The organism is Streptomyces sp. NBC_01235 (genome assembly GCF_035989285.1).
In the GTDB taxonomy this organism is placed as follows: Bacteria; Actinomycetota; Actinomycetes; order Streptomycetales; family Streptomycetaceae; genus Streptomyces.
The window spans coordinates 201,911-216,126 of sequence record NZ_CP108513.1 but is presented as its reverse complement, the minus strand read 5'-3'; the positions used below and the strand labels follow the sequence as shown (position 1 = coordinate 216,126).

Genomic DNA, 14,216 nt, shown 5'->3' with positions numbered 1-14,216 from the left:
CATTCAATGGACGTCCTCTTTTGGCCCCCTGCGCGGGGGGTGGACAGCTGATGCCGCGTACGAGTCAGCCCGGCCGGAGCGTGGGTTCGCGGCTGTTCGAGGTGCTCTTCGCGTTCCGGCCCGGCCGGTCCCGGCTCACCCTCGCCGACCTGACCCGCGAGACCGGGCTGCCCCATGCCACGGTGCGCCGGCTGGCACTGGAACTCGTCGGGGCCGGGGCGCTGGAGCGGGCACAGGACGGCGCGTTCACTGTGGGCATCCGGCTGTGGCGGCTGGGCACGCTGGCGCCGCTGAGTGTTCCGTTGCGCACCGCCGCGCTGCCGTTCATGGACGACCTGCACACCGCGCTGCGCCAGCACGTCCAGCTGGCGGTGCTGGAGGGCACCGAAGCGGTGCTGGTCGAACGGCTGTCGGCGGGCAACGCGGTGGATGTCGTCTCCAGGCTCGGTGGGAGGCTGCCGCTGCACAGTTCCGGAGTGGGCAAGGTGCTGCTCGCCCACGCCGGCGCCGAGCTGGTGGAGCTGGTCATCGCGCAGGGCCTGCCGGCACACACCGAGCGCACCGTCACCGATCCCGCGCGGCTGCGAGCCGTGCTGGCCGAGTGCCGCGAGAGCGGCGTGGCCGTCGTCCGTCAGGAAACGACACCGGGGGTCGACTCGGTGGCCACCCGTGTTCTGAACGCCGAGGGCGAGGTCGTCGCGGCCCTGTCGGTCGTCGTGAGCGCCGGGTCGGTCGACCTACGGGCGGTACGGCCGGCGGTCATCGCATCCGGCCTGGCCGTGTCCCGCAGGCTGGGCTGGCATCCTTCGGCCGGAGTGCGATAGGTCATGGGGGTTTCCCTGGCGGCGCAGTGCAGGGAGTGCCGTGACCACGACGACCATCACCGCCGGGCGGTGGACCCGCGCCGAGCGGCTGTGCATCACGGGCATCGTCGGCGTCATCGCCGCCCTGCACGTCATGTGGATGAGCCTGTACCTCTTCCACGCCGAATGCCCGGCCGGCGCCGGGGCCTTCGCCGGAGCCCACGCCTGCAGCGACGGCAGCGGGTCACCGCGTGTCCTGCCTGCCGGCGCCCGCCCATGGGTGTACCGATGTCCCCCAAAGCCATGCTTGTCCTCCGAGCTTGTGCTGTCACCTGCCCGGAGGAGTTCGCGGGCGCGGCAGGGCTTTCGTGGCGTGACACCGATGGCGGGCCCGGTCGGGTGGCGGTCTCAGGCGGTGGCCTCGGGCTGTGCCGGGCTGAGGTAGTGCACGCCGGTCTCGTCGGCATGCGGGGCGAGCAGGCCCTGGAGTTCCTCCGCGGCGACCTTGAGGAGGTTGCCGTCGCGGGTGGCATGGAGGGTTTCGAGGACGAAGGCGACGTGCGTGGAGTCCTCGGTCACGCGGGTGCGGTGGGCGTCGCGGTGGTTCCAGTGGCGGGTCAGGACGCCGGCGGAGTCCGTGTAGATGATCTCGCCGGGCTTGGGGTTCTCGACGGTGTCGGGTTCGCCGAGCGGGGTGAAGGACTCGGTGCCGTCCGCATGGCGGATGTCGACGTCGCCGGTGACCTGGTCCAGGTCGAAGGCGCCGGCCGGCAGGCCGTGGCGGACGGAGACGGCGTTGTAGGAGTCGACGGCCGGGTTGATGCGCGGCAGGCTTCCCTTCTTGGCGAGGCGGCGGCCGAGCGCGTCGACGCTGGGGCGGATGCGGCGCGGGTTGGTGCCGAAGGAGCGGTAGGCGGTGTGCCAGGCCTCGATGCGGGGGTCGGTCTCGTCGGCGGGGTGCCAGGCGCCGTCGGCGAGCTGTTGCTCCAGGTCCTCCAGGGCGGCGGTGGTGTGGGGCCAGGGGTCACGGCCGCGCAGGCCGGTGGCGGTGATCACGGCGATGAGGGTGTCGGGGAAGGCGTCTGCGACGGCGGGGGCGATGCGGAAGGCGGGCATGGGCGGGTTTTCCGTTTCCTGCGGGCGGGGGCTGGGGCGGTGGCGGGGTCAGGGCTGCCAGGGGCCGATGCGGTCCAGGCGGCGCCGCTGCTGGTGTGCGGTGGGCACGTCGAGGCCCTGGCCGCGTGCGGTGAGGCGGTCGGCGACGGCGGTGCGGTGTTCGACGGGCTTGTGGTCGTCGTACTTGAACTTGGCCATGACCTCGGCGACCTCCAGGCGCAGGCCGCGAATGCCGGGCAGCATCCGGCCGTAGGGCGGCTGGTCGACGGCGACGGGGGCGTGATCGCCGTCGGGCTGGAAGTGGGCGAGCTGGCGGCGCAGCAGCTCTGCCTTGGCCTCGGGGTCGTCGACGACATGCGCGCGGCAGGTGAACTGGACGGCCGTGTAGTAGCTGGTGGGGACGCCGTCGGCGGGCGGAGTGCCGGCCTTGGCACGCCAGGGGCCAGGGATGAAGGCATAGTCGCCTGAGACCGTGAACAGGACGTTCGGGTCGTGCTCGATCGCCTTCCAGACCGGGTTGGGCCGGGCGAGGTGGATCAGGAGATGGTCTCCGTCGCTGGTGAAGTGGGTGGGCACGGCGACGGGCGGGTGGCCGGGCAGGCCGTTGACGTTCAGCTGTCCGAAGTCGTGGCCCTCGGCGATCCAGGCCTGCCATTCGGCTTTGTCGAGGCAGGCGTCCCAGGGCTGGATGAACATGGTGGTCTCCTTGTGTCGTCAGCTGTGGGGCGGGCTACGGGGCTGCCCAGGTCAGGGCGAGGAGGCTGACGGCGACGGCAGCGGTGCCCAGCCGATGAGCTGGCCGCGGTGGCTGCATTCGGCGAGCACGCCGCGGGCGAGCAGGATCGTGCCGGCCGGGTAGAGGGCGACGACCACGGCGACGACGGCGAGGTCCCCACTGCGGGCGGCGAGCAGGAACAGCAGGTTCGCCACCGAGTCCAGCATCCCCGCGGCTGCGGACATGGCGTACGCGGGCCGCTCCGAACCCAGCCTGGGGTACATCGCCCCCGCCGCGGCCGGGGTGACGGCCGAGGAGACCGCCCGGCCCACGACCAGCGGCGCCCCCCGCTGTCGGACGGGCGCCTGGTGCAGGAAGACGAGCTTGGAGAGCGATGGTGGCGCCCGCGCCGAGGGCCAGCAGCAGAGCGATCACGGCATATCCCTTACTATCATTGGAACGACCACACCGTACAACGGAACGACCAACCTGTGTCAACCGAACGACCGCGCGGTGCATTGAGATGGTCGGTGGCGAGGTGGTCGGCGGCGAGGATGGAGATCAGATGGTCGAGACAGCCGGAGCCCTGCGGACGGTCGCGCACAACGTCCGGGCGGCCCGTACCCGGGCGGGCCTCTCCCTGGAGGAGCTCAGCCGACGCTCCCAGGTCAGCAAGGGAGCCCTGGTGGCACTGGAGAAGGCCCAGGGCAACCCCAACCTGGCCACCCTGGTCCGGCTGGCCGACACCCTAGGCATCTCGGTGTCCGCCCTGATGCAGGGCTCGCCCGAGGGCCGCGTCCGCGTCGTGGCGGCCGACACCGTGGCACCACTGTGGACCGGAGAACGAGGCGGGGAGGCCCGTCTCATGCTGACGACCTCGGGCCCGGCCCCCGTCGAGGTCTGGCGCTGGCGGCTGGAACCGGGCGAGGAATACCCCAGCCACCCCCACCAGGCCGGAGTGGTGGAAACCCTCAGCGTCACCTCCGGCCGGATGACCCTGATCGCCGACGGCACCGAACACACCGTGGAAGCCGGACAGACCGCCACGTTCGCCGGCGACACCCCGCACACCTACCGCGGTTCCGGCACCGAAACCTGCAGCCTGATCATGACGGTCCACCTGCCGCCCGGTCCAGCCTCCACAACCTGACCCACGAGGCGCCCGGCCCTGGCCGCAGCAGACTGTCCTGGCTGACGGCATCAAGGGGCCCGGGGCAGGCAGTGGTGACGGCGGGCGAGCCGGTGTTGCGGATCCGGGATGTACGCAAGACCGCTGCTGAGCATCCTCGCCGGGGAGCTCTTCGGGCTGGGCCGTGGGCATGGCGGTGCTCGGCATGACCGCATCGAGCAGAGCGCGCCGGTGCCGTGACCGTCCCTTCGAGGGCGCGGCGGTCGGCCGACCGCTCTTCGACCTCCTGGGGTGACGCACATGAGTCGGTTCCCGGATCCCGGCCCAGCCGATCTCGTCCTGCTCGAGGCCCAACGGCTCGCGGATCACCCGGACGCCAACGCGACCGTCGGAGCGGTGCCGCACCTCACCGGTGCCGGCCCGATCTGGCCGGCCTGCGCGAGCACATGAGCACGCACCTTGCCGGCCTGCCCTGCCTGACGCACGTCCTGACCGGCGACGAGAGAGCTGCGCATTGGGCGCCTGCCGTCCCGGACCTGACTCGCCATGTCCACGCGCAGCAAGTGTCCAGCGTGCCGGAGTCTCTCGAGGCGGCGGTACGGCTCCTCACGCGAGAGCCCTGGCTCGAACTGCCCCGGCCCGGCGCATCATTCTGCCGCACGGCCACGTGCCCGACGGGTTCGCTCTGCTGCATCTCGCCCACCACGCCGTCCAGGACGGCGCCAACGTCCTCGCATTGCCGGAAGCCCTGTTCGGCCCACCCCTGCGCCCCGGCCGGTAGTCAGCGGTCGCGCGGGACGGCGCCCCGGCCGACGGACTTGGTCGGCCCCCGGCACAGACCCCGCGCCCGCGGGGCATGCACCGGCCGGGCGCGCCACGTCCATGACCCGTGCGCTGGTGGTCACATGGCTCGCTCAACGCTCCACTGCGGCAGGCGCTCGAAGAAGGTCACCGCCTCCTCACGCCACCGTGGCCGCCACCCGGCGGCCACCGCGGAAGCCCGCTCCGCGTGACGCCGCATGGCCTCCTGCATCGTGACCGCCACACCGCGGGCTTCGGCGATCTCCCGTACGGCGGTGACGGTCTCCGGAGTGCGGGACGGGTCGCCGAGCGCGGCTTCCACCACGGCACGTTCGGCGCCGCTCACGGCGGACAGCAGGGCGCTGACGGCGTAGCTGTGTTTTCCGTCGCGGATGTCGCCGCCGGTCGGCTTGCCCATGACGGCTGCGTCCCCGAACAGGTCCAGGTAGTCGTCGCGCATCTGCCCGCAGATCCCGACCAGCCGCGCATAGCGGCGCAGTTCCCGCTCGAAGAGCGCCGGCTGCTCACCTGCTGCCAGCAGCCCGAGCTGCATGGGCGCGAGAACCGAGTAGCGGGCGGACTTGTAGTCGGCCACGCAGTGCAGGACGTCGTCGTCCGGCGCCGTCATGAAGTCGCGTTCCATGTCGACGATCTGGCCCACGAACGTGTCGGCCGCCGCCCGTGTCTGTACCTCGACCATGGCCTGACGCATCGCGACAGGCACCTTCGCGTCGAGGAGGGCCCGCAAGGACAGGGCGAGTGCGAGGTCGCCCGCGAGGACGCTGAGGCCGAGTGCCGTCCGCGGGTGGTGGGGGAAGCGATCGCGGTAGGCGTAGTAGGTGGAAGGGCCGCCCCGGCGCGTGGGGCTGTCGTCGATGAGGTCGTCGTGGACCAGGCCGTGGGTCTGCAGCAGCTCGATGCTCAGCGCCGCGGCGTCGAGTCCTTCGACGGGCTCGGCAGTCACCAGGCGAGCCGCCTCGTGAAGCAGGACGACCCGCATCCGTTTGCCGCCGCGCAAGGAAAGATCCCGCACCAACGCCAGGCACTCCGGGGTGAAACGGCTGAACGACGGCGCGTCGAGCCTGACGCCCAACGTGTCGAAGTACTGCTCGAAGAGAGTGTTGAACCACTGCTCGTATCCGGCAACACGATGGAGAACTTGCTCGGTCATGGTGAGTTCTGAGGTCTCTCTGCTGGGAAGACAGTGGTTGGCGGGCAGTATGACCGGCGCCGTGGGCGAGGCGACGGCGCGGTCTCAGGGGGCGTACCGGGTGGCGGCGACCTCCAGGCCACACAGCGCGCGATCCACGGCCTGGGGGAATCGGGCTGCGTCCAGGACCCGCAGAACCTGTTCGTGGCGTGAGGCGGTCATCCTCTCGGTCTGCTCCCGTGCCCCGTTCGCCTGCGGGATGCAGCACGCGGGCGCCCACCCGCGGGTGCGGACCTTCGAGTTGCAGCGGTGGGACCCCATGACAGGCCGATGGGCGACCTTCGCGAACCACGACGCCGGCATCGGACACGACCTCACCGTGACCGGCCTCGGCAGCGTCACGACCTCCCGCCTCCGGGTGGCGCTCGCCGGGCAGGTCTCGACGGAGCAGTACACACCGATCCTGACCGAGATCGTTGTCCATCACACGGGCGTGCAGCCTGGCCGGACCGGGCAACGGCCACGGGCGGGTGGACGCCAGGGCGCTCAGCCGTCGCTTCGACACAGGGCTGAGAACGTGGCGGTCACCACCGGGTGCTGCCGCAGCCACGCGGCAGGACGACGGGTGCGGCCGTTTCATCGAGGCGACGGCACCTTCCGCCGATCGGACGGGAGGTGCCGCCACCGAGACGGACTACTCGGCCTTGGGCGCTGCCTGCTGCACCACCTCGAAGGACCAGAGGGTGGAGGCGGAAGCCGCGGGCTTGGGCCGTTCGCCTTCCGCCCCGCCCCGGTGCGCCGCCTTCATCGGGCCTTCGAGCCACGCCTGGAACGACTCCTCGTCACGCCACCGCGTGTAGACGAGGTAGGTGTCGGTGCCCTCGACAGGGCGGAGAAGCTCGAACCACTCGAAGCCGTCGGAGTTCTCGACGGCCTGGGCTCGGGCGGCGAACCGCTTCTCGAGGGTCTCCCGTTGCTCCGCCGGGACGGTCAGTACATTGATCTTGACTACGCTCATGCTCCCATCCTGCCTGCCACAGCGTCCGGAGCGGCGCACGCCCCCTCCGTGACACCAGCCCCGGCTCGGGCCGGTCACGACGCATGCGGCGCGCACGGCCGGAAACCGACGGTGGCTCAGGACGTGTGGGGACCCCTACGCGTACTGATCCTTTGCCGGCTGTTCGGCCTGCCCCTTGTCGACATGCGCTCACTGAGCCAAAGGGGCTGTGCCGGGGGTGAACCCGAACGCCGGACTGGGGTAAACCCGCATGGGAATGGGTTGTTCCCCGGATGGCCGGGGTGGGCTTGCCAGGCGAAGCTCGTCGGCATGAAGCAGATCACCAAGAAGCAGGTCACGAGTGGCGCCGCCCTGGCGGCCGGCATCGGCGTCATCCTCAGCTTGGTCGCGCCCGCCACGGCTACCGCATCGGCCCAGCCTCTCAAATGGAGCAAGTGCGAGGGGAGCGGGCTCGATCCTCGTCAGAAATGCGCGACCGTCTACGTGCCGATGGACTACTCCGACCCGGACGGCCGGAAGATCGGCATCGCTGTCTCCCGTATCGCGAGCGAGAAATCCGGGGCCCGTCGAGGGGCACTGTTGCTGATCCCCGGCGGACCGGGCGGCTCCAGCCTCGACGAGCCGTCGGAGAAGGGGCAGCGGTTACCGCAGGACGTGCGCGACGCCTACGACCTCATCGGGTTCGCTCCACGCGGTAACGCACCCTCGGCCCCCGTCGACTGCAAACTCGCCCACGCCGACCTGGCGACCTCCAGGCTGCGCCCCTGGCCCGGCCCCGACGGTTCCATCTCCGAGAACATGGTCACCGCACGCCGGACGGCGGACGCCTGTGCGCGCAACGGCAGCGAGTTGCTGCGGCACATCAGCACCGCGGACAACGCCCGCGACATCGATCGCATCCGGGCCGCGCTCGGCGAGCGGAGGATCTCCGCGTGGGGCGTCTCGTACGGTTCGTACATCGGAGCGGTCTACAGCGAGTTGTTCCCGCACCGCACCGACCGCGTCGTGCTGGACAGCAATCTGGACCCCACCGGCGACTTCGGCCGCACGCAGGTCGCCCGTGCCTGGCTCGCCGGGTTCGAGCAGGGCGTCGAGGACGTGTTCGCCGAGTTCGCGAGGTGGGCGTCCGCGCCCGGCAACCCCGACCGGGTGGCAGACACCCCGGCGGCAGTGCGGTCGGTCCTGCTCGGTCTCGCCGCGCGGCTCGATCGCGCACCGCTGCCGTGGCCCGGCGCCAACCCGGAGGTGCTCAACGGCACCACGCTGCGTCAGAGCATGCTGGACTCCTTCTACGACCCCGACCAATTCCCGACCCTGGCCCAACTGATCCGAGCGGCACGGCAGGGCACGGTGCCGCCCCCGCCGCCCGCACCGCCGGAGGCGCTGCTGCAGAACGCGGCCGCAGTCGGCGCGGCGACAATCTGCAGCGACAGCGCCTGGCCCACCTCGGCCGCCGCGTACGAGAAGGGTGTCTCCCAGAGTCGGGTGAAGTATCCGCTGACCGCCGGGATGCCGAGGAACGCGATGCTCTGCGCCGCCTGGCCGCGTCCCCGGCAACAGCCCGTGCGGATCACCGGCCGGGGACCGGCGAATGTTCTGCTCGTGCAGAACGAGCGTGACGTGGCGACCCCGCTCGCCGGCGCCCGCAAGCTCCGCGCGGCCCTGGGCGACCGCGCCGTCCTGGTGACGGTGAACTCCACCGGCCACGACGCCTACCTGGCCAACGGCAACGCGTGCGGTGACCACATCGTTTCGCAGTTCCTGTCCACGGGCGAGCGGCCGGACCACGACGTCTACTGCAAGTGATGTGCGCAGGTCTTGCCATACGGTCGGCCCGGGGCCCGTGGCCGTCCTGGTGACGCCGTGCCGCGCCCTGCCGAGTCCGCCGGCGGCGACGATTCAGCGCGGGCCTGCCGACACAGTCGCGCCCGCCATCGTCGACCGGCCTGACGTCGGGGGCAACCTCAGCCACCACCCGACCACCGAATTCGGCCCCGCAAGGCAGACCTCCTGATCAAGAATGGACACGTCATCGCGCACGCTGACCGCGGTCACAGCCACCGCGCTGAAGGAGGAATCCGATTTGGCCGCCCCATGGGATGCTCTGATGTCCACGAGCGTCGGCGCCGCCGCAACCGTCATCGGCATCGTGGTGGGTGGCTTCTTCGGCCGCCGCAGCCAGAATCAGCAATGGCTGCGCGACACCCAGACGGCGGCCTACGGAGCGTTCCTGAAGGAGTTCACCGCCGTCGAGATCGACTTGCGTGAGGCGTACCTCGACGACCGGCCCAACAACGCCGACTGGCCGTCCTTCAACGCGGCGTTGACCTCGCTCAGTCTGGTCGCCGACCGCGACGTCGCGAACGCCGCCGGTGACCTGGCCGATGCCGTCGGCCGGTTCGCGCTCCTGGCCGCCGACCGCGGACCGAAGAACCGCAACGACCTTCAGCAGATCATGGCAGATCTCGCATCGGGACAGCTCGCCTTCGTCAACGCGGCCCGCCGCTCCCTCGACGGCTCCCAGCAGCCCATCGACCGGCAGCTGGGAGGACCGCCGCCGTGGCGGGAGATCGAGCCCTACGCCCCCACACCGACCTCCGGTGACTGACGTCGTCCCCTCCGCGCGCGAGCGGGGTCGGTGGTGTCGCACACCTCTCGGGCATGTGCGCCGAGAGCGTCCAGGCCAACCTGAGCGCGACCGTGGTCGTCGCTGCCCAAGCAGAGTCCGGGGGAGGGGAGAAGAAAGGGGTCCGGGGCGTCCACCGGCGGGCTCCGACCCCGGTGACAACCACCCCGGGGCACCCCCACCCGCGTGCTGGGCCGACCGGGACCCGGGGGCCGCCGCGGACAGGACGAAACGGTACCTCCACGTGTGAACGCATGTGTTCTCCGCGTGGCGCCTTCATAGGATTGGGCGGGCGTGGAGCCGGAACTCCTGGGTAGTCGAAGCGCGCTGGCAGGAAGCGGCGCGATACCTGGGGAGGTCGAGCGCCGCTTCCCTGCCCGCAGTGAGGACTCGCGTGAGGGGGCGCCGGCCCTGCGGCGTCTTCCGTGGCTGTTCGAGCGCCGGTCACCCGAAAGGCCGCCGGACCGCGGCCAGGTACGGACCGTTTGCCCGGCCACTCAGACTTTCCTGCGTTCTTCTTCGAGACCGGAGGAGCCCTTCGTATGGGTGGCCCACCCGTTTCGTCGGGAGCCATAGACGAGCTCGCCGGTGGAATCGGCGGAGAGTGTGTGTTCAACGCCTGTGGGGCCCGACGGATCGTCGGTGCCGACGGACCAGGTAACTGGCCGTCACCCCCAGGGCGCCCAACGTCAGGCCCATTCCCAGGGGCCGTGCGAAGTCGGCGGGAGCCGTGCTCCCGCCCGCGCCGCCCTGGACGCCCCGTGTCGGAACCGCGGACGCCGTTGAGCTCACGGCATTGCGGTGGGGCAGGACCTCGCACGCGATGCCGTCGTCCGGCCCCCGGTCTTCGTCCAGCCGGTTCGGATCACTGGGATCGCGCCTCAGTTCCGCCTGGGCGTCCTCCTGGAAGGCGAAGTCGCTGCAGTTCAGATCGGACTGGGCGTGCGCGAGGCCCGCAACCGGTCCGGCGGTGAGGATCACCGTTACCGCGGCGGTGAGTCCGGCACGTATCCGCATGAGCCGTTCCTTTCGATTCGAGGGCATGTGGGCCGTCATCGTGAGCCTATGGACACCGCTGCTGCCCGGCCCTGTTCTGCTACGCCGTATGGCTTGGCGGCGGATCCCACGCCGCCGGCCACGTCGAAGGCCTCGTGAAGCTGGCGGAAAGCGGGGGAGGGGGAGAGTGCTCGGGGCGCGGTATGTGGGGCAGCGTGTGCGTGGATACGTGACCGTCGGCTCCTCTGCTGCTCCACGAGGCACACCGAACCTCAAGCCGTGCCACCCTCCAGGCTGCCGCCCCGTACCCAGGTGGCCCAGGTGGCCCAGGTGGCCCGGTGGGAGTCATGGCTCAGGGCAGGGACGAAGGCAGTCAACGGGCGATACGGTGCTTGCCTCCGCCGCGGCGGAAACGAAACGCGGCGTAGCAGAGATCGGCGAGGAGAACGGCGGCGCCGATGATCAGCAAGTAGAACAACCCGTTGGCCGCGAACCCGATGATGCCCAGGACGAGGGCCACGAGGATCAGGAACAGAAACAGGGTCATGGGCACTCCCGACGGTGTCGGCGCCTCAGCGGCGGGCAAGTCGTCGCTCGCCGCCGGCGCCCGGCGCATAGTCCAGTTCGTAGTGTGCGAACACCTTCGGTTCATCCTGGGCACGCAGCTCGCCGTCGACGTCGATGGCCGGGGCCCTTTTCACCGCGGGCTTGCTGTGGACGACCTTCAGATACCCCGGACCGACGGTCGCTCCGCGCAGTGGCACGAACACCAGGCGGCGTCGGGTGGGAAGACCGACGATCACCGTGGCGAAGCACGGCCTGTCCGTCCCGGTGTCCACGTAGACCGATTCGAGGACGCCGATCTTGTGCCCCCGCGGGTCAACCACGTCGTGACCGCGCCATTCGCGGATATCGCCAACCTCGAACATGGGGAACCTCCGCAATGGCGGGTACCCCGAATTCGCGTCTCCGATGTCCTTTCCTGCACGCCGTGACTGCGGGTGTTCCGGAGATGCCGGACTCGCGCTGCTCATGATCGACAGGCACGTCAGCAGGGCGAATGGTGCCCCGGGCCGAGGCTTTTCTCGCCGATGCCCGCAGCGGACGTGGCGCATGAGATGCCGCCGTGCGCGGCGACGGTCACGGCGGGTCATTGCGGTCGGGCCATCAGTACCGCGACGTCGTCCTGGGCGGGGTGCGGCAGCATCTGTTCGAGGACGCCGTCGCACAGCGCGGTGAGCGGCTGTCCGGGGCGTCGCAGAGCCCGTGCGAGCCGGTCGAGGCCCTGATCGAGGTCCCTGCCGCGTGCTTCGATGAGCCCGTCCGTGTACAGGACGAGCAGGCTGCCCGGCGGCAACGGGACCTCTTCGGTTCCGAACTGGTGTCCTCCCGTTCCCAGCGGGGTTCCCGGCGAGCCGTCGAGGAAGGTGATCGCACCGCCGGGCGCCACCACGGCCGGTGGGGGGTGACCGGCCCTGGCGACGAGGCACCCACGGGAGGCGGGATCGTGGACGGCGTAGACACAGGTCGCCATCTGATCCTCGCCCATGTCGGCCACGACGGCGTCCAGCGAGCGCAGCATGTGGGCCGGATCGATGCCGTGCCGGGCGAGCGTCCGCACCGCCGCACGGAGCTGGCCCATGATCGCCGCGGCGTGGATGCCGTGCCCCATGACGTCCCCGATGACGAGTCCGGTCCGGTCCTCGGGCAGCGCGATGACGTCGAACCAGTCGCCGCCGACGTCGTGTTCGCTGGCGGGCAGGTAGCGCCCCGTGAGCTCCAGACCGGGGACGGCGGGCAGCGCGCTGTTGGTCAGACTGCGCTGCAGGGTGAGGGCCGCCGCACGCTGCCGGGTGTACATGAGCGCGTTGTCGATGTTCAGGGCGGCGCGCGCCGCCAGCTCGTCGACGAGCACGCAGTCCTGCTCGTCGAAGGGCTCACGGCTGCGAAGCCGCGTCACCACGATCGCGCCGAGCACCTTGCCCCGGGCGACCAGCGGGACCAGCCTTGCCGAGCCCAGGCTCATGAGGTAGGCGCGCAGCTCGCCGTCGCGGGGATCTGTGACCAGCGCCGGCACGTCCGACCGGTGGAGGTTGGTGGGACGGCCGTCGGCGATGACTCGTTCGTACAGGGAGCCGCGTGAGATCCGGGACGTCATTCCCGGGAGCAGCTTCGCCGTAGGGGCGGACGGGTCGGGGAAGAGGGCCGCCATCCGCCGGACCACGCCGTGCGTGGCCGCGGTGGACTCGTCGGGTGCCATGACCTCTTCGAGGAGCTGCACGTCGGCGGAGTCCGCGAGCTGGGGCACCAGCATCTGCACGATCTCCTCGGAGGTCTGCCGCAGGTCCAGGGTGGTGCCGATCCGGGTGCCGGCCTCCGCCAGCAGCGCGAACCGGCGGCGGGCGCGTGCGGCGTCGCGTTCGGCCTGCTGGCTCTCCGTGATGTCGATGAGGGAGGCGATCAGGCCCAGTGTCCGGCCTGCGCCGTCGAGCAGCGGGGCGTAGGAGCACGACCAGGTCCGTTCACGGTGGGGGTCCGCCGGGGTCCGGCCGGTGCGGCGGACGTCGACGACAGCCGTGCCCCGGTCCAGTACCTCCCGCATCGTCGACTCCAGAGCCACGGCGTTGACGCCGGGGACGACCTCCGTCAACCGCCTGCCGACATGCTCGGCGGCGGAGACGCCGTTCATCCGGGCGAGCGCGTCGTTGACCCGCAGGAAGCGCAGATCGGTACCGAGGGTGGCCAGACCGATGGGGGACTGGCTGAAGAGGCTCTCCAGGGCCGCCAGGGAATCCCGCATGCGCAGGACCTGGGAAGTCTCCACGGCGATCAGCAGTGCTCCGGGCCGCCCCTGCGCGTCGGCGGCCGGCACGATCCACATTTCCATCGTGACCTGATGGCCGTCGCGGTGGCGCACCGACAGAGTGCCGACGACAGTCTCCCCGCCCTGGACACGACGCGTGAGCTGGTCGGCCAGCTCGCGGTTGCCGTCGGGGACGAGCAGGGCCGACGCGGGCCGGTCGAGTACGTCCTGCGGTTGGAACCCGAGCAGATCCTGGGCGGCCAGCGACCACTCCACGATGCGGCCGTCCGCGTCCTCTCGCCACAGTGCGATCGGAAGCAGCTCGCGCAGCACACCCGCGTACCCGACAGCCCCCAAAGGCTCCTCGGGCACCTGCCTCGCCCTATGAGGGGCATTCACCGTACTACCTCCCCATTGGGCAAGATCTGATATGAAAAACCATATCCGGAAAGAACTGGAAGAGCGGGATCCACCCGCGTCCGCCAGGGGGTGCATCGGCCGGCGCCATCGCGCCCGGCGGTGAAGAGCACCCCGGCCGGCTCGACGTTCCTTCTGTCGTTTCGGGGTGGAAGGGGGCGGCGCCCGGTGCGGCCCGCCACCGGCCGGCGCACCCAGGCCGTCGACCGCTCCGGCGCGCACACAGCCGTCCGGGTCGTCGAGCAACGCAAGCAGGAGCCATACGGTGTCCAGCACTCCCGGCTCCCCGAGGCGGCGGCCGCAGCCGCGGGGCCGGGCCGGGGGCGTCCGGTTCCCGAGCGGCGTCCGCAGGTGCTCGGCGGCGGTTGCGGCTCGGCGAGCGGGGTGCGCGGGTCGTGGGAGACCAGGCGACCAGTTCGCGTCACGGCTCCTCCAGAGCACGCTCGCGCTCCCCGGACTGGCCGGCTTCCCGCTGGCTGCGTCCAACTCGCCGATGAGTTGGGCCAGTTCGGCGGTGGGAGCGGTCCCGGGCGGGACGAGCGACCCTCCTCACCGAGAGCGCGAGTGGCCCTCGGCGAGGGCTGGCTGCCCATGAGGGCGCTGCGGCCCAGGACGAGTGCCACCTCGAGGGAGACGACTGCC

Annotated in this window: 13 protein-coding genes and 1 pseudogene; 5 read left to right on the top strand and 9 right to left on the bottom strand. The window is 71.0% G+C overall.

Translation table 11 applies throughout. From position 1 onward, the window contains the following. The first annotated feature begins 50 nt into the window (after window positions 1–50). On the top strand, window positions 51–824 hold the full coding sequence (locus tag OG289_RS00840) for an IclR family transcriptional regulator (RefSeq protein WP_327312057.1): 774 nt from the start codon (window positions 51–53) through the stop codon (window positions 822–824). 387 nt (window positions 825–1,211) lie between these two features. Here OG289_RS00840 and OG289_RS00835 read toward each other — a convergent pair whose 3' ends face one another. The 3 genes and pseudogenes from OG289_RS00835 to OG289_RS00825 all read right to left on the bottom strand — a co-directional run. After that, window positions 1,212–1,919, bottom strand: coding sequence for a B3/B4 domain-containing protein (locus tag OG289_RS00835; protein ID WP_327312056.1), 708 nt, complete (start codon window positions 1,917–1,919; stop codon window positions 1,212–1,214). 48 nt (window positions 1,920–1,967) lie between these two features. Continuing rightward, window positions 1,968–2,615, bottom strand: coding sequence for an FMN-binding negative transcriptional regulator (locus tag OG289_RS00830; RefSeq protein ID WP_327312055.1), 648 nt, complete (start codon window positions 2,613–2,615; stop codon window positions 1,968–1,970). A 34-nt stretch (window positions 2,616–2,649) separates the two neighbouring features. Continuing rightward, a pseudogene (locus tag OG289_RS00825) lies at window positions 2,650–3,063 on the bottom strand (EamA family transporter); the annotation flags it as partial. Between the two features lie 136 nt (window positions 3,064–3,199). On the opposite strand from OG289_RS00825, the gene OG289_RS00820 reads away from it, so the two are divergent. Together OG289_RS00820 and OG289_RS00815 are read left to right on the top strand one after the other, a co-directional pair. Further along, window positions 3,200–3,784, top strand: coding sequence for a helix-turn-helix domain-containing protein (locus OG289_RS00820; RefSeq protein WP_327312054.1), 585 nt, complete (start codon window positions 3,200–3,202; stop codon window positions 3,782–3,784). A gap of 279 nt (window positions 3,785–4,063) precedes the next feature. Beyond that, window positions 4,064–4,213 carry a hypothetical protein gene (locus OG289_RS00815; protein ID WP_327312053.1) on the top strand — a complete coding sequence of 50 codons (150 nt, stop codon included), beginning with the start codon at window positions 4,064–4,066 and terminating at the stop codon, window positions 4,211–4,213. 451 nt (window positions 4,214–4,664) lie between these two features. On the opposite strand, the gene OG289_RS00810 is transcribed toward OG289_RS00815, so the two are convergent. Continuing rightward, window positions 4,665–5,735, bottom strand: a complete 1,071-nt coding sequence (locus OG289_RS00810; RefSeq protein ID WP_327312052.1) for a polyprenyl synthetase family protein — start codon at window positions 5,733–5,735, stop codon at window positions 4,665–4,667. 673 nt (window positions 5,736–6,408) lie between these two features. Next, entirely contained in the window at window positions 6,409–6,732 is a 324-nt protein-coding gene (locus tag OG289_RS00805; protein WP_327312051.1) for an antibiotic biosynthesis monooxygenase family protein, read from the bottom strand. A gap of 309 nt (window positions 6,733–7,041) precedes the next feature. Here OG289_RS00805 and OG289_RS00800 point away from each other — a divergent pair, with 309 nt between their 5' ends. Beyond that, a complete protein-coding gene (locus tag OG289_RS00800) occupies window positions 7,042–8,538 on the top strand; it encodes an alpha/beta hydrolase (RefSeq protein ID WP_327312050.1) in 1,497 nt (498 codons plus the stop codon). Window positions 8,539–8,839: 301 nt separating this feature from the next. Then, window positions 8,840–9,340 carry a hypothetical protein gene (locus OG289_RS00795; protein ID WP_327312049.1) on the top strand — a complete coding sequence of 167 codons (501 nt, stop codon included), beginning with the start codon at window positions 8,840–8,842 and terminating at the stop codon, window positions 9,338–9,340. A gap of 630 nt (window positions 9,341–9,970) precedes the next feature. On the opposite strand, the gene OG289_RS00790 is transcribed toward OG289_RS00795, so the two are convergent. The 4 genes from OG289_RS00790 to OG289_RS00775 all read right to left on the bottom strand — a co-directional run bounded on the left by OG289_RS00790 (window position 9,971) and on the right by OG289_RS00775 (window position 13,514). Next, window positions 9,971–10,375 carry a hypothetical protein gene (locus OG289_RS00790; protein WP_327312048.1) on the bottom strand — a complete coding sequence of 135 codons (405 nt, stop codon included), beginning with the start codon at window positions 10,373–10,375 and terminating at the stop codon, window positions 9,971–9,973. Between the two features lie 352 nt (window positions 10,376–10,727). Continuing rightward, complete coding sequence (locus OG289_RS00785; protein ID WP_327312047.1) at window positions 10,728–10,901, bottom strand: hypothetical protein; 174 nt, start codon at window positions 10,899–10,901, stop codon at window positions 10,728–10,730. 25 nt (window positions 10,902–10,926) lie between these two features. After that, window positions 10,927–11,283, bottom strand: coding sequence for a PRC-barrel domain-containing protein (locus OG289_RS00780; protein WP_327312046.1), 357 nt, complete (start codon window positions 11,281–11,283; stop codon window positions 10,927–10,929). Window positions 11,284–11,504: 221 nt separating this feature from the next. Next, window positions 11,505–13,514: a SpoIIE family protein phosphatase gene (locus OG289_RS00775; RefSeq protein ID WP_327312045.1), complete on the bottom strand. Its 2,010-nt coding sequence runs from the start codon at window positions 13,512–13,514 to the stop codon at window positions 11,505–11,507. Window positions 13,515–14,216 lie beyond the last annotated feature (702 nt).

What these genes read in the sequence shown, in the direction of transcription:
- OG289_RS00840 (WP_327312057.1), top strand. Translation starts at nt 51, where the DNA reads ATGCCGCGTACGAGTCAGCCCGGCCGGAGCGTGGGTTCGCGGCTGTTC.
- OG289_RS00835 (WP_327312056.1), bottom strand. Translation starts at nt 1,919, where the DNA reads ATGCCCGCCTTCCGCATCGCCCCCGCCGTCGCAGACGCCTTCCCCGAC.
- OG289_RS00830 (WP_327312055.1), bottom strand. Translation starts at nt 2,615, where the DNA reads ATGTTCATCCAGCCCTGGGACGCCTGCCTCGACAAAGCCGAATGGCAG.
- OG289_RS00820 (WP_327312054.1), top strand. Translation starts at nt 3,200, where the DNA reads ATGGTCGAGACAGCCGGAGCCCTGCGGACGGTCGCGCACAACGTCCGG.
- OG289_RS00815 (WP_327312053.1), top strand. Translation starts at nt 4,064, where the DNA reads ATGAGTCGGTTCCCGGATCCCGGCCCAGCCGATCTCGTCCTGCTCGAG.
- OG289_RS00810 (WP_327312052.1), bottom strand. Translation starts at nt 5,735, where the DNA reads ATGACCGAGCAAGTTCTCCATCGTGTTGCCGGATACGAGCAGTGGTTC.
- OG289_RS00805 (WP_327312051.1), bottom strand. Translation starts at nt 6,732, where the DNA reads ATGAGCGTAGTCAAGATCAATGTACTGACCGTCCCGGCGGAGCAACGG.
- OG289_RS00800 (WP_327312050.1), top strand. Translation starts at nt 7,042, where the DNA reads ATGAAGCAGATCACCAAGAAGCAGGTCACGAGTGGCGCCGCCCTGGCG.
- OG289_RS00795 (WP_327312049.1), top strand. Translation starts at nt 8,840, where the DNA reads ATGTCCACGAGCGTCGGCGCCGCCGCAACCGTCATCGGCATCGTGGTG.
- OG289_RS00790 (WP_327312048.1), bottom strand. Translation starts at nt 10,375, where the DNA reads ATGCGGATACGTGCCGGACTCACCGCCGCGGTAACGGTGATCCTCACC.
- OG289_RS00785 (WP_327312047.1), bottom strand. Translation starts at nt 10,901, where the DNA reads ATGACCCTGTTTCTGTTCCTGATCCTCGTGGCCCTCGTCCTGGGCATC.
- OG289_RS00780 (WP_327312046.1), bottom strand. Translation starts at nt 11,283, where the DNA reads ATGTTCGAGGTTGGCGATATCCGCGAATGGCGCGGTCACGACGTGGTT.